The following is a 20,330-nucleotide window of genomic DNA, read 5'->3' as shown; positions in this document are numbered from 1 at the left end:
TATCATGTTATAATTTAATTACGATAAAAAAAATATAGGATGTGACAATATGAAGAAAGTATTTTTATTGATGATAACGCTTTTATTCACTTCGTTATTAATCGCTTGTAACGGTAATGAGCCTGTTGAGGAAGATTTTTTATTACCGGTTTTACAAGGAAAAAATAAAGCAGAAGTTTTAAATGAATTAACTGGTGCCCCAATTACATTTACATTTGATGATACAGTGAATTTCAGCATTCCAGAAGGTACATTTGCTGGATATGGTGATAATCTAAGACCCGGTAATAAAGTAGCAAAAGGAACAGAAATAGTTATTTACTTTGCAATACATAAAAATATATTACCGGATCTATCTGGATATACTCAAGATGAGGCAATTAATAAACTTAAGACATATAAACTTGGGGCAATCGACATTCGATATATAGAGGTCGATGATATTGAACCAGGATTATTCTCTAACTATGGAAATGGCTATTTACCAGGTATGGAAGTTCCGGTAGATAGTGATATCATTATATTTATTGCTGTTGAGCCAACCGAAAATCACGGTGTATTTATCTCTAAATATATGCAAAGTCCTGAAAATAATAACGCTTTAGAGATTTATAATAATACGGATAAAGATGTTGATTTATCAAAATATGTGATTGATATTTATTTAAATGGTTCACAAACAGTTTCATCAACAATTCAATTATCAGGAATACTTAAAGCAAAAGAAACATTTGTAATTGCACATACAAACGCAAAAACGGAAACACTACAAAAATCACATATGACTGCAAATTTAAATTATGATGGTAATGATTATATTGCATTAGCATTTAAAGATCATCGTATTATCGATGCAGTTGGTATGTTTGGATGGGCTTTAACAACATTAGATAATCGAGTCATTGTTCGTAAAGATACAACCAAAATAGCAAGTAATGAATTTAAAATTAATGAATGGAATACTTATGCGAAAGACTATGTTGATGTCTTTGGAAGCCATCCAGCAGTTTATCCAACAACATTTACATTTGATAAAGCATATTTAGAAAACAGTTACTTTGATGTTCCTACTGGAGCTATACGTGTTAAATATGTTTCAAATAATGACGGTGACACTGCAAGATTTAGGATTTATGATACTGGTGAAAATATGGAAAATAGCGTTCGCTTTGTTGGTATTGATACTAGAGAAATGAGCAGTGGTGATCCAATGGCTCAAGCGGCTAAAGAACATTTAGAATCATTACTAGCAAATGCTAAAGAGATTTATCTACAATGGGATCCAACAACCGGATTAAAAGAAAACTATGGTAGATATTTAGCATTAGTATGGGCTGATGGTGTTTTAGTTAATTATGAAATGGTTCGTTTAGGATATTCTCAAAATGCATATTCAGATCCTCAACAACGCTTTGTTTATGAAGGCGTATCACTTGATCAATGGTTTAAGAACGCTGAAGAATATGCTAAATCAAACAATTTAGGAATTTGGGCATAACATAATGGGATTTTTTAAAACAGCTTTTAAGGTGATTGTAGCACTACTTTTAGGGCTAGGATTTCTTGCTGTATTTACTTTGGCAGATTCTATATATCAGAAACAAGATACGCAACGTTTAGGAAAAGAAGCAATCGAGAATGATAATATTGAGTTTTTTATAGGATCAAGATTTTATAATAAAACACCATATCTAAAAGACACATTTACTCAAAATAATAGAACCTATGACTTATATATATATGAAGTTGCAGGTTATGTGAAAGAAAATGATGAAATTACTGCAAGAAAAGGCATGAATATCATCGTTCATCAAAAAGATGGACAACCTCTTGATAAACGTATGGTTGCAAGATTCCATTTTAAAGATGAATATGAACCTATGAATTTAATACTTATTCAAATTGCAGATTTACCAGTTTATGTTCTTTATTATCATAATGGGGATACATATACTGCTAATATTGAATTAGATGTTTTCTATGAGGAGGACACATTTAAAGAAATTGAAAGTTTTGAAATTTCATTTGAACATATTGGAGGGTCAACTGTCCTTTATCAACTTTCAATTAATCCTCAAGCTTTCACATTTGATGAAGTATTAGTTGAGTACTATCAAACACATGAATCAGTACCTACAGAAGAAACAGGCATCATTGGTATATCAAGTTCAGTATCCTTTACATTAAATCCTTTAGTTTGGGTTTGGACAGCTTTATATGTTGTTGTTGTACTTGGGACATATATTGGATTTAAACTCTACTTTAGATATAAGAAGATGGGACGAAAAGCACTCACACCGGGATTAGAAAAAGATATTGAAAAATTGAAGCAATAATTAATCGATAAAATAGGGTGGTACGCAAAAATACTGCTCTATTTTAATCTTTAATTCATCAAATTATTGGTTTATTTTCTATGATTTTATATGTAAATATGATATACTAATATGGTTTATCCCACAAAAGGAGAAAGCATATGGAAAAAGAAATTTTAAAGTATATAGAAAAGTATCAAACGATTATTGTTCATCGTCATAAAGAACCAGATTTAGACGCATTCGGGTCTCAATTAGGGCTTTATGAAGTCATTAAAGAAAATTATCCAAATAAGAATGTATATGTGGTAGGTGATTTAAATCGTTATCCATATGATATTCAAATGGATGAAATTAGTGATGAAACTTATCAAGGTGCATTAGCATTTATTTTAGATACATCGGTGGATTATTTAGTGTCTGATGAAAGATATAAGTTAGCTGAATCACTTATTATCTTTGATCACCATTTAAACGAAACAAACTTAACACCTAATCTTTTTTATCATCAAACAAATCGTATTTCTTGTAGTGAGATGGTTGCAGAGTTTGCTATTAAGAATGGACTAAAGATTAATTTAAATGCTGCAAAATACATGTTTGCAGGTATTATTGGTGATTCAGGAAGATTTCAATATATTAATCACGAGACAGGACCTCATGCGTTATATATTTCAAGTGAACTGATGAAACATCCAATTGATATTAAAGAGTTGTATAATTTTCTTTATTTAGAACCACTTGAAAGAAGATTAGTTAAGAATAAATTTGCTGATTTTAATTTAAGTCCAAATAATGTTGCTTATCGTTTTAACACAAATGAAATGATTAAAGCTTCTGGATTAGAGTTTGCATCTGTTTCAAGAGGTATGGTTAATGGTATGGCAGGTATCAAAGAAGTACCAATTTGGGCAAATTTTTCTGAAAACGATGAAGGTAAAGTTATTGCTGAATTAAGAAGCCGTGACATACCAATTGTAGATATCGCTAAAAAATATGGCGGTGGTGGACACTTACTTGCATGTGGTGCAACACTTAAAAGTTTTGATGAAGCGAAAAAAATGATAGAGGATTTGGATGAAAGGATCGTTGAACATGGAAAAAATACTAAAGACAATTTATAAAAAAATTAAGCAATATAACAAAATTATCATTTATGGGCATAAAAGACCTGATGGAGATTGTTATGGTGCTCAATTTGGTTTAAAAAATATTATTCAAAATGCATTTCCTGAAAAAGAAGTATATGTAACAGGAGAAATCTCTGAATTTGTATCATTTGTTGGTAGACCTGATATTGTTGTACCAACTGATGAAAAAGACGATAGTTTCTATCAAGATGCATTAAGTATTGTTGTAGATACTGCAACTCAAGATAGAGTATCAAATCAAAAATATACATTAGGATTAGAAGTTATAAAAATTGATCATCATATTCCTGTTGACCAATATGGTGATTATCAATGGGTTGATACAAATTTCCCATCATGTGCACAAATGATTGCATATTTTTCTCGTCAATTTAAAAAATTTAAGGTAACAAAACCAGGAGCAGTTGCTATGTACACAGGTATCTTAACCGATACTGGTCGTTTCAAATATCGCGGTGTTACTGAATTGACACATCAAATTGCGGGATTTTTATTAACTCGTGGTGCTGATGTTGAAGAAATTGATCAACACTTATCTATTGAAACACTTGATATGATTCGTTTTAAAGGGTATATTTACCAAAACCTTAAAACAACCGATAAAGGCTTTGTATATTTCATTATTAATGAAGCATTAAGAAATGAATTCAATTTATCATATGAAGAAGCAAGTTCTACAGTAAACCTTTTAGGTGGTATCCAAGGTTTTCCTGTTTGGGCATTAATTATTGAAGATAAAAACGATATTCGTGTTCGCCTTCGTTCAAATGGTCCTGATATTGATGGCGTTGCAAATAAATTCCAAGGCGGAGGACATAAAAAAGCCGCTGGTGCAACACTTAAAAATTGGGATGAGTTAAATGATTTAATTGAAGAAGTACATAAATTAATTTAAAAATATAGAGGGGGATGAGCTATGATTTTAATTGAAATACCTGATAATCATAATTTAATAGAATCTATTTTAAACTGGGATGAATGGTTATATATGATTATTATTCCAGGAATTATAACATTTTTAATTACATTTATTGTTGGTTTAGAACGTCAAAATGTTGGTAAAGCTGCAGGTATTTCGGCACATGTTTTAGTTGGTCTATCAAGTATGATGATTGCAGTTATTCAACGTTTTATGTTTTTCCAACAATTTGGTGTAGGTATTGCAGATCCTGAAGGACAAAGAATTATTGCTCAAGTTGTATCTGGTGTAGGTTTTATTGGTGCTGGTGTTATCATGAAAGACCGCGGAAACGTTATACGAGGTATTACAACTGCAGCAACACTTTGGTTTTCTGCTGTACTTGGTTTAATTTTAGGATCTGGTTATGTATATGAAGGTTTAGCATTTGGACTATTTGTTGTAATATTTATTACACTACGTGATTTAAAACGTGGATTTAATCCATTAAAACCAAGAGTTAAGCAAGTTAGAAAAATTGAAAGTGTAACCAATGAAGAAAATAATAAAGAAAAAGTGAAGAATAATGATTTTTGATACAATTGCTGCAATCGCAACCCCAATAGGTACAGGTGGAATCTCAGTGATTCGAGTATCCGGAAGCGAAGCAATCGAAAAAGTGAATCAAATTTTCAAAGGAAAAAATCTTTTAAAAGCTAAGACACATACCGCTTCATATGGCCATATATTAAATGAAGATGGTTCATATTTAGATGAAGTTGTTGTAACACTTTTTAAAGGACCTAAAAGTTTTACTGCAGAGGATGTTGTTGAAATTTCAACACATGGTGGTATGCTTATTACACAAAAGGTTTTAGAAAGGGTGCTTGATCAAGGTATCCGTTTAGCAGAACCTGGTGAGTTTACAAAACGAGCATATTTAAACGGTCGTATTGATTTGGTCCAAGCAGAAGCTGTAATGGATATCATTCACGCAAGTAACGATAACGCGATTAAGGTTGCAAATAAGGCGTTAAGTAAAACAACTTCAGCCATGGTTGAAGCTCTGAAACAAAAGATTTTAACATTAATTGCTCAAATTGAAGTTAATATTGATTATCCTGAATATGATGATGCAGTTGTGATGAGTAAAGAAATTATTTATCCCGTTGTTATAGAATTAATCGATGAGATGAATGATATTCTTAAACACTCTCAAAAAACACGTATTATCAGAGAAGGTGTTAAAACTGTTATTGTTGGTAGACCTAATGTTGGAAAAAGCTCTTTATTAAATACATTGCTTGATGAAGAACGAGCGATTGTTTCTGACATTGAAGGTACGACACGTGATACGATTGATGCTTTTGTCAATTTAGGTGGTATTACGTTACATTTAATTGATACTGCGGGTATTAGAAAAACTGTTGATAAAATTGAACAAATTGGTGTTGAAAGAAGTTTAAAAGCTTTAGAAGAAGCAGAGTTAGTTTTACTTGTATTAGATTTATCTCAAAACTTAAAAGATGAAGATAAAGAGTTACTCGAAAAAACAAAAGATTATCCAAGAGTAATCATTGGAAATAAAAAAGATTTAGATAAAAAATTAGAAATCCAAACCGAAGTTGAAATTTCAACACTTCAAAAAGAAGGATTCAAAATTTTAGAAAATGCAATATTAAAAACGCTTGATATGCATGAACTTACAGAAAAGGATTTCAATTATTTATCAAACGTAAGACACATTCAAAAATTAAAAGAAGCTAAAAATTCATTAGAAAGTGTGATTGATGCAATTCATCAAGAGATGCCTGTGGATTTATATGCAGTTGATTTAACGAACGCATTTTACAGATTAGGTGATATTGTTGGTGATACACACTATGGTGATTTATTAAATGAGCTATTTTCTAAGTTTTGTCTGGGTAAGTAAAAGGAGATATCACTTTGTGATATAATAGTGTAGGGAATAAAAATTAGGGAGGAAAATTATGAGTTATGTGGCACTTTATCGTACATACCGACCAAAAACTTTTAGTGAAGTTTATGGCCAGAAAGTTATTGTACAAACGCTTCAAAATGCGTTAGAAAACGAAAAGTTTGCTCACGCTTATGTATTTTCTGGCCCTAGAGGAACAGGAAAGACATCAATAGCTAAGATTGTTGCAAAAACGTTAAACTGTCGTAAAGCTCCAATCAAAGAGGCTTGTGGCGAATGTGATATTTGTAAAGGTATAGATCGCGGTGACGTACCAGACATAATTGAAATTGATGCTGCAAGTAATAATGGTGTTGATGAAATTCGTGATTTAAGAGAAAAAGTGAAATATGCGCCAAGTGTTGGTAAATATAAGGTTTATATTATCGATGAAGTGCATATGCTTACACAAGCAGCTTTTAATGCATTGCTTAAAACATTAGAAGAACCACCTAAGTATGTTGTCTTTATATTGGCAACAACAGAAGTACATAAAATTCCTGCAACGATTTTATCGCGTTGCCAAAGATTTGATTTCAAAAATATTGACTTAGAAGATATTAAAAGTAATATTAAACGTATCGCAGAAAAAGAAAATTTAGACATAGATGATCAAGCAATCCACGCAATTGCAACAACTGCAGAAGGCGGTATGCGTGATGCATTAAGTCTTTTAGACCAAACGTTATCATTTGCTAATGGTAAAATCACAGAAGATGACGTTTATAAAATATCAGGTGGTTTATCTAGACGATTTATTATTGATTTATTAAATTTAATTATTGAAAGAAAACCTCAAAAAACATTAGAACTTATTCATGAAGTTTTAAAAGAAGGTAAAGACATACAGCGCATGGTTGCTGATATGATTTATGCTTTAAGAGATATATTATTAGATAAAGTAACTCAAGGTAAAAATTTTGAATCTGTTCAAATTAAAATACCATATATATATGCATATTTAAATATTTTAAATGAACTACAAAATGATTTAAAATATACTACATCAAAACGAGCATATTTAGAATTAGCACTAATTAAAATGATGAATCATGAATCAATTGAAAAAATTGATATGAATCTAAAAATAGAAAATCTTGAGCATAAATTAGAATCTTTAGAAAAAAATATAGTTCAAGGAAAATTCATAGAAACAAAACAACAAGAAAAAGAAGAATTTAAACCGTCTGGTAAGGCGTTAGTTACTGTAAAAGAAGTTGTTGATATTCTAAATAATGGTAATAAAGAGAAAAAAGCTTTACTAAAATCAGGGTGGTCAAATCTTAAAGATTATGATATACCCAACTTAAAAGCTGTTGCAACCTTACTACATGAAGGTAGTTTAGAGGCTACAACAGATACAAAAATGTTATTAGTTTATGATGACATATTAACCGCTAAGACTATGTTAAAAGAAGAAACAAAAGCTAAAGTCTTACAAATTTTGAATCGTAAACAAGAACTTATTAAAGATTATACAGTTGTTCTTAAACCGGACTGGTTATTAATCAAAAGTGAATATATTGAACAACTTAATGGAAATATATCAAAACCAAAATTAAAAGAACGAGATCTTCATTTATATGAAACAAAAGAAGAGGAAACCGTTGTTAACGAAGAAGATCCGTTAGTTTCATTTGCAGAAGAATACTTTGGAAAAAATATTGTAAAAGTAGAGGAGTAATGACGTATGAATCCAAATATGTTAAATAAAATTAAAAAGATGCAACAACAAATTCAAGCAGCTCAAGAAGAGTTAGAAGCAACAGAATTTATTGGTAAAGCATCAGGTGTTACAGTAATTGTACAAGGCACTCGCCAAGTTATTGATGTTAAAATCGATCCGGCTTTATTAGATGAAATTGAATTATTACAAGATTCAATTTTATTAGCGGTTAATGATGCATTAGCTCAAATCGATAAAAAACAAGAAGAAACCATGGGACAATTCTCAGCCGGTTTAGGTGGATTTGGTTTCTAATGTACCCAAAAATCATTTTAGATTTAATTGAAAATCTAAAGAAGCTACCGGGTATTGGTGAAAAAACTGCAGAACGACTAGCATTAAACTTAACATCTTGGGATAATGATGATTTAATGTTATTTGGTAGTAACCTTTTGAGTCTAAAACAACAAATAAAATATTGTAAAAACTGTGGATTATTAACAGATAAAGATACATGTGATATTTGTCAAAACAAACAACGCAATCAAGAATTATTGATGATTGTTGAAGATTCAAAAGATGTATATGCAATTGAAAAAACCAATACATATCAGGGACTATATCATATCCTAGGTGGACTTATTGATTTTTCAAGAGGGATAGAACCTAAAGATTTAAATATTGATACATTAGAAAATAGACTCAATATGGTACATGAGATAGTTATTGCAACTAATGGTACTGTTGAAGGTGAATTAACAGCTCAATATTTAAAATCTATATTAAAAGATAAAAATATATCAATTACCCGTCTTGCATATGGACTTCCGGTTGGTACAGAATTAAAGTATGCTGACCAATTAACCTTAATTAAGGCAGTGGAAAATAGACAAAAGTATTAAAAAACACATTTAATGCATAAAAGTGTTGCATTTAAAGATACTTTCGTATACAATAAAGACGGTTTTTTAGGAGGGTATAAAATGACTGGTGTAAATTTAAATGATAAGTCCTTACTAGACATTGCTGAAGATATACTTCGCGAAAGCAATGGTCCAGTCTCCATTTACGATTTAATCGAGAAAACTGCAATTATCAAAGGGTTAGATCCTCAAAATGCTGAAGATATGACAAATATCTATATGGACATCACTTTAAGCGGAAGATTCGTTTATATTGGTGAAGATAAATGGGCACTCAAAGAGGGTAATTTAGAATATTGGGATAAAGATGGATTTGAGTTTTATACCCAAGAAGGTGAAGACGGATTTGATGATGTAGAAGAAGATTTCTCAGACTTTAGCTTTGATGATATTGAAGATCTTGATGAAGAATTAGAAGACGAAGAATTAGAAGATGAAGAATTAGAAGATCTAGATGAAGAAGAAATCGAAGAAAAAGCTTATGTAGATGTTGGCTTAGATCTAGATTCAACTGATGAAGATGATGATGTTGATAATATCGATCTTGATCTTGATGACGATGATTATGATGAAGACGATTACAACGCAATCATGGATGATTACGAAGATATGTATGATGCATAAGAGGGTTTTTCCCTCTTTTTCTCATTTTGTTGAAAGTATATAATACATTTGATAAAATAAAAGAGGGCACACCTAAAAGTCTCCTTGCAAAGGGAGACTTTATTATTTAATGAAAAGGAGTTTTTATATGGCAACAAAGTTTATTTTTGTTACTGGTGGTGTTGTATCTAGTTTAGGTAAAGGTATCTCAGCATCAGCCATAGGAACAATTTTAAAAAGTCGAGGACTTAAAGTATTTATTCAAAAATTCGACCCATATATCAATGTTGATCCAGGGACAATGAGTCCATTTCAACACGGAGAAGTTTTTGTCACTGATGATGGTGCAGAAACTGACCTTGATTTAGGGCACTATGAAAGATTTATTGACATTAATCTTTCTAAGGATTCATCTATAACAACAGGTAAAATTTATCAAAGTGTGCTCAATAAAGAACGTCGTGGTGAATATAAAGGAAGAACTGTTCAAGTCATTCCACATATTACAGATGAAATTAAACAAAAGTTAGTTGATGCTGCAAAAAGTTCGAAAGCGGATGTCATCATTACTGAAATTGGTGGAACTGTTGGTGATATTGAGTCACTTCCATATTTAGAAGCGATTCGTCAAGCACGTCGTGATTTTGGATATAACAATACACTTTATATTCATAATACATTAGTTCCATATATGCGTGCATCAACTGAAATTAAAACAAAACCAACTCAACACTCTGTTAAAGAGTTAAGAAGTTTAGGTATTCAACCCGATCTCATCATATTAAGAAGTGAGGTTAAAATTACAGATGAAGTTAAAGAGAAAATCGCTTTGTTTTGCGATGTTCCAAAAGAAGGAGTCTTTGAATCCATCGATGTGGACATTTTATATCGAGCAATTTTAAATTTAAGAGATCAGAAAATTGATGATTATATTCTTAAACACTTCGGTATTGAAAACTTAAAAGAAGCAGACGTTACTGATTGGGAAAAATTAGTAAATAAAATTGCTAATCTTAAAAATAAAATTAAAATTGGTTTAGTTGGTAAATATGTTTCTCTACACGATGCTTATTTATCTGTTGCAGAAGCTTTAAGACACGCAGGATACTATCATGAAGTTAAAATTGATATTGAATGGATTAATGCTGAAAAAGTAACCATAGAAAATCAAGATAAATTATTTAAAGATTTAGATGGTATTATTGTCCCGGGTGGTTTTGGCGAAAGAGCGACCCAAGGAAAAATGCTTGCTATAAAATATGCAAGAGAACATAATGTTCCATTTTTAGGTATATGTTATGGTATGCAATTAGCATTAATTGAATATGGTAAAAATGTATTAGGTTTAGATGCTGATAGCGAAGAAATTAATCCTAATGCTAAAGATTTAGTCATTAAGTTACACCAAACAGAATCAAACCTTGGTGGGACATTAAGATTAGGATTAAGTCCACTTAAAATTCATAAAAAATCAAAAGCTTATGAAGCTTACAATGAGGAAATTATTAAAGAACGTCATCGTCATCGTTATGCATTTAATTTAGAATATTTAGATATATTTAATAAGAGTGAATTAATGATTTCTGGTATAAACGAAAAAGAAGGATTAGTGGAAATTATTGAACATAGAAATCATCCTTGGTTTGTGGCGGTTCAATATCATCCTGAATTTTTATCAAGACCATTAAGAGCACACCCATTATTTAGAGATTTTATTGGTGCATCTATTAAAAATCACAAAATATAAACAAATACATCGATTTATTTGTATAAAAATCAAAATAGATATATAATATCTATTGGCTGAATTCATTAAAAAAAGTGAGGAGAAAAAAATATGTTAGTTTCTGCTAAAGAAATGTTACAAAAAGCAAGAGCTGAAGGTTATGCTGTTGCACAAATCAATATTAATAACCTTGAATGGATTAAAGCAGTTTTATCAACTGTTCAAGAATTAAAATCACCAGTAATTTTAGGGGTATCTGAAGGTGCTGCTAAATACATGGGTGGTTATGAAAACGTTATGGCTATGGTTTCTACTTTAGACAAAGCTATGAACATTACTGTTCCAGTTGCTGTTCATTTAGACCATGGTACATATGAAGGTGCATTCCGTGCTATCCGTGCTGGATTCACATCAGTTATGTTTGATGGTTCACACTTCCCATTCGATGAAAACTTAAAGAAAACTAAGGAAGTTGTTGCAGTAGCACACGCATGTGGCGTATCAGTTGAAGCTGAAGTAGGTTCAATTGGTGGAGAAGAAGATGGTGTTGTAGGTTTAGGTGAAGTTGCAGATCCTGAACAATGCCGCATCATTGCCGAAACTGGTGTAGATCTATTTGCTGCAGGTATTGGTAATATCCATGGTAAATATCCAGCAAACTGGCCAGGATTAAGATTTGATGTATTAAAAACTGTTGCTGAAGTTACAAACGGAATTCCTCTAGTATTACATGGTGGTACTGGTATTCCTGCTGACCAAATTAAGAAAGCTATTTCTTTAGGTATTGCAAAAATTAACGTAAATACTGAATTACAATTAGCATTTGCTGCAGCTACTAGAAAATACATCGAAGAAGGTAAAGACTTACAAAGCAAAGGTTATGACCCAAGAAAACTTCTTGAACCAGGCTATAAAGCTATGAAAGAAGTTATTAAAGAAAAATTAGAAATGTTTGGATCAGTTAATAAAGCTTAATTATTCCAAACTCGAAAGCGAGGGAAGTTTAATGATAGATGAACTTATCTACCACGAATATGCTGGTTGGAAACTTGAATATAACGAATTACTTGAAAATCTAAAGGCATTAAATTCACCCCTCTACTCACGTGTTGAAACAATTTTAAATGTGTTGGATTTTCTATATGATAAATTAATTGATGATCCGGCATATTCTGAAGAAGAAGACCAAATCTTTGAAACAGGATTTCAATACGTATATGATCAAATTAAACAAATTGACACACTTTTAAAGGATATCTATAAAGGAGATGTCAAAGCACTTAATGATAATTCAAAAGAAATTAATTTATTATTAAATACAGTTGATTTTGAAAATGAATTATTAAGTGCTGAGAATGTGGACCCAAAAAGTTTACAATTCTTTTTAGATTTTGAACAAGAAATATTAGCTAAATTATCTTCTGGCGAACCGATTGAAGATTCGTATTATGAAAAGTTGGATATTGAAAGCCAATTAATATTTAAAAAACACAAATTAGACTTTTATCCACTTGAAACAATCTTTTTAGAAATCGCAGATGAATTAGGTATTATATAATAGGAATGAAGCAATTCATTCCTTTTTTTAAATTAGAGGTGAACTATGAACTATAAAGAAGTTTTAAAACAAAGATTAAAATCAGAATTAAGATATATGTTTCTTTTATTATCGGTTTCTTTAGTAACGATAGGGTTTTTAATTTTTGATATGATTATGAATAAAGAAGATATAGGTATGATGATTTTTGAAATAGTTGTTATACTATTTGCAGCCTTAATTTTGGCATATTCGGTTTACTTTATAACTTTCCTCATATTTGATTTGAAAGCCTTTAAAAAGGATAAAATCAACGAAATAACAGCGAAATTTATTAAGTATGACAAACGCTCACAAGTTAAAAACGGTGTTAATATTTATACATACAGTGGACAAGTATTTAAAGATATAAATACTGGAATTGAATATTCAATTGATGTAAAAAATACAGAACCAAACAAGACATATATTATTCTTTATGGAAAATATTCAAAACTTGGTATTCCAATTCAAGAGATAAAAAACAAAAAAAGCGAGAAATAATCTCGCTTTTTTTATGCAACGTATGTTTGAACTGTATTTGTAAAGATATATGGTGATTCATAAGTAAATGATACATAGTTACTTGGATATCCAAAGACAGTATAAACTAAATCTGGATAATCAATGAATGGGTTTCTATTTTGTTGAATCTTATAGATTTCATTATTTCTATGTCTTTCAAAATCATTCACTGGATCTTGATAATGCCAACGTAAGAACATATCTAAATTACCAACAGCATTTAAACTTAAGTTTTGTCGAATAGACATGTATAGTACAATTCTTGCAACGTCTCCAACGTGTTCTGAACCTGGATAGAAGGCATTATTTTTTAATTGCCATTGTGTACCGGTTCCATCAGTATAAGGATAGTTACTACGTTTACTATTTGTTGATACGTTAGCGGCACGGAGATTGTGTAAATCATCTTTAACAGAACCAAGTTTAGATTCAGGCCATACGTGTTCACGGTTACCATAAGCACCATTACCATCATAAATTAAATAATAGGTGCCGTTATAGTAGTCAACCTTTTTAACTTGTGCAGTTGTACCAGTTGATTTACCTGTATAACGAATTAAATCTTTAACTGCATTGACTAACGCATTACCTGATAATCCACTTAATGATGCATAGTAACCAGTAAATTCACCCGGATTTATTCCGCCTCCACCACTTATGTATGTCCATTTACCATAAAGAGCTGTATTTTGAGTTATTATTGTTGAAGCATTAAATGGTTTAGTTAAAGCACTATCAGTAAACCAACCATCAAATTCATATCCTTCTCTATCAGTATCCGGTAAATCTAAAGCTTCAGGGTAAGTTACACGAACTGTTGCATAAATTGCATTACCATTATAGAAAGTTACGATATAATCATTTGCTTCCCATTTACCATAAAGAATTGTATCTTCTAAGATTTCATAATTATTTGGATCAACACCAATTGTTAATTCTTCATCAATAAACCAACCTTTAAATTGATAGTGTTGTTTAGTTGTAGAAGGAAGATAATCTTTTAAGGTATCACCTTTTAAAACAGCAGTTTCTAATAAAGTAGAGTTATTTTCATCTTTAAATGTAACTTTATACTCTATTGTTGTTTGGATAGGTTGGAATTTAGCATATAGTGTTAATGCTTCAGGAACAACTTTATCCCCAGAAAATTCTTCTAAATTTGCATACCAACCTATAAATATATAATCATCTAAAGAAGGATCTTCAGGATAAATCATTGGTTGGCCAATTTCAACTTCAAATGTTTTATATGTTGTAGTTTCATCGAGCATAAATGTAAGTTGAAATTTAAGTGTAACGGGATCATCAATATCATCTTTGACCTGACATGAAACAATCGTAAAGATTAATATTAATGAAAGTATACTAAATACTTTTTTTAACATTTTATAATTCCCCTATTGGATAAATTTTTAATATTTGTTACGAGCATGTGGAAATAGTATAACATCTCTGATGTTTGTTGTATTTGTTAAAAGCATAACTAATCTATCTATGCCAACACCAATACCACCAGCAGGAGGCATACCATATTCTAAAGCTTCAACGAAATCGATATCCATTTCATTAGCTTCTTCATTACCTTTTTCTTTTTGACGTAATTGATCTAAGAAACGTTCTTTTTGATCAATTGGGTCGTTTAATTCAGTAAAGGCATTTCCATATTCAGAACCCATGATAAATATTTCAAATCTATCTGTAAATCGTGGGTCTTTATCATTTTTCTTAGCAAGTGGTGAAATTTCTAATGGGTGACCATAAACAATGGTAGGTTGAACCAATGTATCTTCAACATATTTTTCAAAGAATGCTTCAATAATATGACCTAATGTATAATGTTTTTCAATTTCAACTTGATGTTCTTTTGCAAGTTTTTGAGCTTCTTCAAGTGTGTAATGTTGGAAGAAGTCAACACCAGAAGCTTCTTTAATTAAATCAACCATATGAGCACGTTTGAAGTTATTTAAGTCGATATCAACGCCATTAAAATGAACAAGTGTTGTACCTAAAACTTCATTTGCAACATATTTAAATAAATTTTCTGCTAAATCCATCATGTCATAGACATCACCATATGCCATGTATGCTTCAACAGTTGTGAATTCAGGGTTATGACGAGAGTCGATACCTTCGTTTCTAAATAAACGACCAATTTCATAAACCCTTTCAAGACCCCCGACTAATAATCGTTTTAATGGTAATTCGGTTGCAATACGAAGGTAAAAGTCCATATCTAATGCATTATGATGAGTAATAAATGGACGAGCGGCAGCCCCACCTAAAATTGGTTGTAGTACTGGTGTTTCAACTTCGATAAATCCTTGATTGTCTAAGAATCTTTGGATGGCACGAATAATACGTGGTCTAGTTTTTGCAACTCTTCTAGAATCTTCATTAACAATTAAGTCAACATAACGACGACGACGTGTTTCTTCAACATCTTGAAGACCATGGAATTTATCTGGAAGTGGAGTTAATGATTTGGTTAAATGTGTATATTTAGTCGCTTTAATAGTTAATTCATTTGTATTTGTTCTAAATAAATAACCTTCAATACCAACAATATCACCAAGGTCAGCTTTCTTAAATAAACTAAATTCAAATTCACCAACTTGGTCTAATCTAACATAAACTTGAATACGACCATCACGATCTTGGATATGCATGAAGCCAGCTTTACCTTGTTCACGCTTTAACATGATACGTCCAGCGACGGATACATGGACATGTAATGCTTCTAATTCCTCTTTAGTTTTATCACCATAAGTGCTATGAATTGTTAAAGCATCATGTGTACGATTGTATTTATGACCAAAAGGGTCAATGCCTAATTTTCTAAGTTCTTCAGCTTTTTCTCTACGTATACGTTGTTGTTCATTTAAATCTTCAGGAAACATGATAACTTCCTCCTCTTTCTTAATCATTATAATATAAAATACTATAAAAAACGATCATAAAGATCGTTTTTCTTCAGATATTAATTCATACATCAAAGTATCTTTGCTAGGTATAAGTGATATTACTTTAATTTGAATAACTTTTAAACCTAAGTGAAGTTCGATAAGATCACCAATATTAACATGTTTGCTAGGTTTTGCAAGTTGACCGTTTATGTATATACGGTTTAAATCTGCAACCTCTTTAGCAACCGTACGTCTTTTAATTATTCGAGATACTTTTAAGAATTTATCAATTCTCAATGTTTTGATCCTTTGTTTCTGTTTCTAAATTTTCTAATTTTTCTTTATGATTGTTTTCTTTTTCACGATTATCCCACCAGCTTAATTTACCAGTTGAGACGATTTCTTCAATATCAGTTTTTGTTAATGTTTCGACAGCCATTAAATATTTAGCGATATTGTCAAGTAAATCTTTATTTTCTAAAATAACACGTTTAGCTTCTTCATAGCATTCAGTGATAATTTTACGAACTTCTTTATCAATTTCTAATGCAACAGCATCAGAGAAATTCTTTTCTTTCAAGTAGTCACGACCTAAGAATACTGAACCTTGATTGGATTCGTATTGAATAGGACCTAAATCACTCATACCATATTCAGTAACCATAGAACGAGCAATCTTAGTTGCTTGTTGGAAGTCACCATATGCACCTGTTGATACATCATCAAACATGATTTCTTCAGCAACGCGTCCACCTAATGAACTTGTAATAGAAGCTAGTAACTCTTTCTTTGAACGAGTGAATTTTTCTTCAACTGGCATATGTAAGGCATAACCACCATATTGACCACGAGGAATAATTGTAACTTTTTGAACAATTGTAGCATGTTGAACTTTAACACCAATGACAGCATGCCCAGCCTCGTGATATGCAATCATTTCTTTTTCTTTTGGTGTATATTTACGACTCTTCTTAGCAGGACCCATTGTTACACGGTCAGCAGCTTCATCAATATCTTGAGAAGTAATAACAGTTCTTCCTTCACGAGCAGCAAGTAATGCGGCTTCGTTTAATAAGTTTTCAATATCGGCACCAGTGAATCCTGGAATACGTGCAGCAATCTCACTTAGTTTAATTGATGGATCTAACTTTTTAGTTCTAGCATGAACTTTAAGAATTGCTTCACGAGATTTTTGGTCAGGAACTTGCATTGTAATTTGTCTATCAAAACGACCGGGTCTTAATAATGCTGGGTCTAAAACGTCAGGACGGTTTGTAGCAGCAATAATGATAATACCTAAGTTTGGATTGAATCCATCCATTTCAACTAATAATTGGTTAAGTGTTTGTTCACGTTCATCGTTACCGCCACCTAAACCAGCACCTCTTTGACGACCAACAGCATCGATTTCATCGATGAAAATAATACATGGGGCATTTTCTTTAGCGACTCTAAATAAATCACGAACACGAGAAGCACCAACCCCAACATAAAGTTCAACAAAGTCAGAACCAGAAATAGAGAAGAACGGAACATCAGCTTCACCTGCAACAGCTTTTGCAAGTAAAGTTTTACCAGTACCAGGAGAACCAACTAATAAAACACCTTTTGGAACTCTAGCGCCCATTTCAGCATATTTCTTAGGATTTTTTAAGAAATCAATAAGTTCAGTCATTTCAGCTTTTTCTTCATCGGCACCTGCTACATCAGCAAACTTAACAGTTTTACCACGAGATAATCTTGCACGGTTTTTGGTGAAGTCTTGTGCACGATTGTTTTGTGAAGCCATACTTCTATAAAGTATAACAACAAACACAATTGGAACTGCAACTAATAAGATTGTTGAAATAATACTCCATATGTCGACAGTAACGTGTGGAATAAATTGTAAATTAATTGGTGTATCTACATGATTTGAATTATAAACACTAACAGCGTCATAAATTAAATCAAGTCGATCACCATAAATATATAATTCATAACCTGTATAACCACTAGGGGTTTTACCTTCAGCATAACGTCCTGTTATTTTCCATAAGTTAAAGTTGTCACCACCGACATACTCAACTTGAATGGATGTTACATCACCATTTTCAACTAAAATGATTAATTCATCTTCAGTAATTGTTTTAGGCCCTGGTTGCATCTCCATGAAGAAGAAGTATAAACCAATTGCACCAAGTATGATTAAGAAAATGACGAGATAATCAGTACGGAATGGAGATTTTTTTGGATTTTTTTGTGTCATATGTTCTAACCCTTCCTATTTTTCATAAATTGTTGGCTTTAAAATACCAACGTATGGTAAGTTTCTATATAATTCTTGATAATCTAATCCAAAACCAACAACAAATACTTTTGGTATGGTTTTTCCAATATAATCAGGTTTTAAATCTACTTTTCTACCTAAAGGTTTATCAAGCATGGTTGCAATTTTAACACTTTTTGCGCCACGATGATAAAGCAATTGAATCACAGTAGATAAGGTTAATCCTGTATCAACGATATCTTCAATAATTAAAATATCACGATCCTTTACAGGAATTTCTAAATCATATGTAATTTTCAAATCACCACTTGATCGAATACCGCCTTTATAACTTGAAACAGCCATATATGCAATTTCAACGTGTGTGTCAATTCGATTTAGTAGTGCACTCATAAATGGAATACAACCTTTGAGTAATCCGATAACTAAGGGCTTTTTATCTTTATAATCTTTAGTAATTTCTGCACCCATTTGTCTCGTGATTGTTGCAATTTCGTCTTCGCTTAATAAAATTTCTTTAATGTCATTGTGCATACTTAGACTCCTTTATGGATATATAGAGTTTTTCTTGATTTCCTAAAGTCTCATTTTTATATAATCCAGGTATCCAAAGAATGGTATCGTTTTGATCAGTAACTATCCATAACTGATTTCGTTGATGTAAAGGAATCTTTTTATCAATAAGATAACTTTTAAGTTTTTTCTTACCAAAGGTAAAATGTAATACATCACCTGGTTTACGGTGTCTTATTTGTAATGGAAAATCTAATTTATTATAACATATCTCAACACTATTCATGGAATCGCTTACCTTTTTGTGTGAAATATTGAGAATAGGCAATTTTGGTTTACTTTCTTGCTTATTTTCAACAATATATATGTCATCATAAGTTTTTCTTAAAATATAGCGATTAGAAAGTTTAATATCAATATTTGGTTTATGATCATTTAATAATGATTTATGAATGAAATCAAGTTTTTTTTGAGATAATTCAACATGAATACTTTCAAGAAGATAAGCAATAATATCAAACTGAATAGCTTTATGTAAATTTTTAAATGAATGAAGTGAAAAAACAGAAGAATCATTTAGAAATTTTTTAGTTTCTAGACGTATATAATCAAAAGCTTGAGATACTTGATTTGAATAGTCTAAAAACTTTTGAAGATGATAACCTTCACGCTTAATTAATGGTAAAACTTCTAAACGAATTCTATTTCTAAAATAATCTTTTTTAAAATTAGAAGAATCATTTAAATATGGGATATTATGTTGATTTGCATAATTGATAAGGTCGTTTTTTTCATAATGAATTAAAGGTCTTAAGATAATATAATTATCAACATATGTTATTTCTTTGAATCCTGCATATCCATAAAGGTTTGAACCTCGAGCCAACTTCATTAAAATAGTTTCTGCGAGGTCGTCTAAATGATGTGCTGTGACAATATAAGGTGTGTTATATTGATCTGCGATTTCTTTTAAATGATGATATCTTTCGTTTCTTGCTTTCTCCTGAAAATTACCATTTTTTATAGATAATTTGATATAATGATACGGTATATTAAAATTCTTAATATAATTTTGGATGAGTTCATTATCTTTATAACTGTCAACTCTTACTTGATGATCAAAGTGAACAACAACAATATTATATTTTTTTAGCATAAGGTGCATTAAAACCATGGAGTCAACGCCACCACTAACTGACACAATATATCGTTGTTTCTTATCAAGGTTTAAAGAAATCAAGATAAAACCTCCAAATTATATATACTATATAATATTATATCACT

At 31.0% G+C, this 20,330-nt stretch carries 20 protein-coding genes; 14 read left to right on the top strand and 6 right to left on the bottom strand.

Features of this window, described 5'->3' with window-relative positions:
* Positions 1-49: 49 nt before the first annotated feature.
* The 14 genes from T434_RS0104485 (at position 50) to T434_RS0104420 (ending at position 13,340) form a co-directional block, all read left to right on the top strand.
* On the top strand, positions 50-1,498 hold the full coding sequence (locus T434_RS0104485) for a lamin tail domain-containing protein (protein ID WP_026400082.1): 1,449 nt from the start codon (positions 50-52) through the stop codon (positions 1,496-1,498).
* Positions 1,499-1,502: 4 nt separating this feature from the next.
* On the top strand, positions 1,503-2,336 hold the full coding sequence (locus T434_RS0104480; RefSeq protein ID WP_026400081.1) for a hypothetical protein: 834 nt from the start codon (positions 1,503-1,505) through the stop codon (positions 2,334-2,336).
* 140 nt (positions 2,337-2,476) lie between these two features.
* Complete coding sequence (locus T434_RS0104475) at positions 2,477-3,439, top strand: DHH family phosphoesterase (protein ID WP_026400080.1); 963 nt, start codon at positions 2,477-2,479, stop codon at positions 3,437-3,439.
* Positions 3,411-4,361: a DHH family phosphoesterase gene (locus tag T434_RS0104470; protein ID WP_035358387.1), complete on the top strand. Its 951-nt coding sequence runs from the start codon at positions 3,411-3,413 to the stop codon at positions 4,359-4,361. The genes T434_RS0104475 and T434_RS0104470 overlap by 29 nt, the downstream gene beginning before the upstream one ends.
* Before the next feature lie 21 nt (positions 4,362-4,382).
* A complete protein-coding gene (locus T434_RS07700) occupies positions 4,383-4,961 on the top strand; it encodes an MgtC/SapB family protein (protein ID WP_162150732.1) in 579 nt (192 codons plus the stop codon).
* Positions 4,951-6,297, top strand: a complete 1,347-nt coding sequence (gene mnmE / locus T434_RS0104460) for a tRNA uridine-5-carboxymethylaminomethyl(34) synthesis GTPase MnmE (RefSeq protein ID WP_026400077.1) — start codon at positions 4,951-4,953, stop codon at positions 6,295-6,297. Before T434_RS07700 ends, mnmE begins: the two co-directional genes overlap by 11 nt.
* A gap of 58 nt (positions 6,298-6,355) precedes the next feature.
* Complete coding sequence (gene dnaX, locus T434_RS0104455) at positions 6,356-8,026, top strand: DNA polymerase III subunit gamma/tau (protein ID WP_026400076.1); 1,671 nt, start codon at positions 6,356-6,358, stop codon at positions 8,024-8,026.
* Positions 8,027-8,032: 6 nt separating this feature from the next.
* Positions 8,033-8,323 carry a YbaB/EbfC family nucleoid-associated protein gene (locus tag T434_RS0104450; protein WP_026400075.1) on the top strand — a complete coding sequence of 97 codons (291 nt, stop codon included), beginning with the start codon at positions 8,033-8,035 and terminating at the stop codon, positions 8,321-8,323.
* Entirely contained in the window at positions 8,323-8,910 is a 588-nt protein-coding gene (recR, locus tag T434_RS0104445; protein ID WP_026400074.1) for a recombination mediator RecR, read from the top strand. Before T434_RS0104450 ends, recR begins: the two co-directional genes overlap by 1 nt.
* 81 nt (positions 8,911-8,991) lie before the next feature.
* Entirely contained in the window at positions 8,992-9,555 is a 564-nt protein-coding gene (rpoE, locus tag T434_RS0104440; protein WP_026400073.1) for a DNA-directed RNA polymerase subunit delta, read from the top strand.
* Positions 9,556-9,682: 127 nt separating this feature from the next.
* A complete protein-coding gene (locus T434_RS0104435; RefSeq protein WP_156934095.1) occupies positions 9,683-11,281 on the top strand; it encodes a CTP synthase in 1,599 nt (532 codons plus the stop codon).
* A gap of 90 nt (positions 11,282-11,371) precedes the next feature.
* A complete protein-coding gene (fba, locus tag T434_RS0104430; RefSeq protein WP_026400071.1) occupies positions 11,372-12,235 on the top strand; it encodes a class II fructose-1,6-bisphosphate aldolase in 864 nt (287 codons plus the stop codon).
* 31 nt (positions 12,236-12,266) lie between these two features.
* Positions 12,267-12,818, top strand: coding sequence for a hypothetical protein (locus T434_RS0104425; protein WP_026400070.1), 552 nt, complete (start codon positions 12,267-12,269; stop codon positions 12,816-12,818).
* A gap of 45 nt (positions 12,819-12,863) precedes the next feature.
* A complete protein-coding gene (locus tag T434_RS0104420; RefSeq protein ID WP_026400069.1) occupies positions 12,864-13,340 on the top strand; it encodes a hypothetical protein in 477 nt (158 codons plus the stop codon).
* 11 nt (positions 13,341-13,351) lie between these two features.
* Here the strand turns inward: T434_RS0104420 and T434_RS07515 are convergent, their stop codons facing one another.
* The 6 genes from T434_RS07515 to tilS are packed head-to-tail and all read right to left on the bottom strand — an operon-like array spanning position 13,352 to position 20,286.
* On the bottom strand, positions 13,352-14,746 hold the full coding sequence (locus tag T434_RS07515) for an InlB B-repeat-containing protein (protein ID WP_051614410.1): 1,395 nt from the start codon (positions 14,744-14,746) through the stop codon (positions 13,352-13,354).
* A gap of 27 nt (positions 14,747-14,773) precedes the next feature.
* Complete coding sequence (gene lysS / locus T434_RS0104410; RefSeq protein ID WP_026400068.1) at positions 14,774-16,258, bottom strand: lysine--tRNA ligase; 1,485 nt, start codon at positions 16,256-16,258, stop codon at positions 14,774-14,776.
* 54 nt (positions 16,259-16,312) lie between these two features.
* Complete coding sequence (locus T434_RS07695; protein ID WP_162150731.1) at positions 16,313-16,561, bottom strand: RNA-binding S4 domain-containing protein; 249 nt, start codon at positions 16,559-16,561, stop codon at positions 16,313-16,315.
* Complete coding sequence (ftsH, locus tag T434_RS0104405; protein ID WP_210997118.1) at positions 16,551-18,512, bottom strand: ATP-dependent zinc metalloprotease FtsH; 1,962 nt, start codon at positions 18,510-18,512, stop codon at positions 16,551-16,553. The genes T434_RS07695 and ftsH overlap by 11 nt, the downstream gene beginning before the upstream one ends.
* A gap of 15 nt (positions 18,513-18,527) precedes the next feature.
* Entirely contained in the window at positions 18,528-19,067 is a 540-nt protein-coding gene (gene hpt, locus T434_RS0104400; RefSeq protein ID WP_026400066.1) for a hypoxanthine phosphoribosyltransferase, read from the bottom strand.
* The gene (gene tilS, locus T434_RS0104395; RefSeq protein WP_162150730.1) at positions 19,057-20,286 is read right to left on the bottom strand and encodes a tRNA lysidine(34) synthetase TilS; all 1,230 of its coding nucleotides are present in this window, start codon (positions 20,284-20,286) and stop codon (positions 19,057-19,059) included. The genes hpt and tilS overlap by 11 nt, the downstream gene beginning before the upstream one ends.
* Between the last annotated feature and the right edge of the window lie 44 nt (positions 20,287-20,330).

Source organism: Acholeplasma equifetale ATCC 29724, from assembly GCF_000687735.1.
Lineage (GTDB): Bacteria > Bacillota_I > Bacilli_A > Acholeplasmatales > Acholeplasmataceae > Acholeplasma > Acholeplasma equifetale.
The sequence above is the reverse complement of the archived record's forward strand: the minus strand, read 5'-3'. Positions and strand labels throughout refer to the sequence as shown.

Excerpts from the sequence above, each read along its gene's own strand:
- T434_RS0104435 (WP_156934095.1), top strand. The coding sequence starts at position 9,683 with ATGGCAACAAAGTTTATTTTTGTTACTGGTGGTGTTGTATCTAGTTTA.
- T434_RS0104450 (WP_026400075.1), top strand. The coding sequence starts at position 8,033 with ATGAATCCAAATATGTTAAATAAAATTAAAAAGATGCAACAACAAATT.
- fba (WP_026400071.1), top strand. The coding sequence starts at position 11,372 with ATGTTAGTTTCTGCTAAAGAAATGTTACAAAAAGCAAGAGCTGAAGGT.
- dnaX (WP_026400076.1), top strand. The coding sequence starts at position 6,356 with ATGAGTTATGTGGCACTTTATCGTACATACCGACCAAAAACTTTTAGT.
- recR (WP_026400074.1), top strand. The coding sequence starts at position 8,323 with ATGTACCCAAAAATCATTTTAGATTTAATTGAAAATCTAAAGAAGCTA.
- T434_RS0104470 (WP_035358387.1), top strand. The coding sequence starts at position 3,411 with ATGGAAAAAATACTAAAGACAATTTATAAAAAAATTAAGCAATATAAC.
- mnmE (WP_026400077.1), top strand. The coding sequence starts at position 4,951 with ATGATTTTTGATACAATTGCTGCAATCGCAACCCCAATAGGTACAGGT.
- T434_RS0104420 (WP_026400069.1), top strand. The coding sequence starts at position 12,864 with ATGAACTATAAAGAAGTTTTAAAACAAAGATTAAAATCAGAATTAAGA.
- lysS (WP_026400068.1), bottom strand. The coding sequence starts at position 16,258 with ATGTTTCCTGAAGATTTAAATGAACAACAACGTATACGTAGAGAAAAA.
- T434_RS07700 (WP_162150732.1), top strand. The coding sequence starts at position 4,383 with ATGATTTTAATTGAAATACCTGATAATCATAATTTAATAGAATCTATT.
- T434_RS07515 (WP_051614410.1), bottom strand. The coding sequence starts at position 14,746 with ATGTTAAAAAAAGTATTTAGTATACTTTCATTAATATTAATCTTTACG.
- T434_RS0104475 (WP_026400080.1), top strand. The coding sequence starts at position 2,477 with ATGGAAAAAGAAATTTTAAAGTATATAGAAAAGTATCAAACGATTATT.
- T434_RS0104480 (WP_026400081.1), top strand. The coding sequence starts at position 1,503 with ATGGGATTTTTTAAAACAGCTTTTAAGGTGATTGTAGCACTACTTTTA.
- T434_RS0104485 (WP_026400082.1), top strand. The coding sequence starts at position 50 with ATGAAGAAAGTATTTTTATTGATGATAACGCTTTTATTCACTTCGTTA.
- rpoE (WP_026400073.1), top strand. The coding sequence starts at position 8,992 with ATGACTGGTGTAAATTTAAATGATAAGTCCTTACTAGACATTGCTGAA.
- hpt (WP_026400066.1), bottom strand. The coding sequence starts at position 19,067 with ATGCACAATGACATTAAAGAAATTTTATTAAGCGAAGACGAAATTGCA.
- ftsH (WP_210997118.1), bottom strand. The coding sequence starts at position 18,512 with ATGACACAAAAAAATCCAAAAAAATCTCCATTCCGTACTGATTATCTC.
- T434_RS0104425 (WP_026400070.1), top strand. The coding sequence starts at position 12,267 with ATGATAGATGAACTTATCTACCACGAATATGCTGGTTGGAAACTTGAA.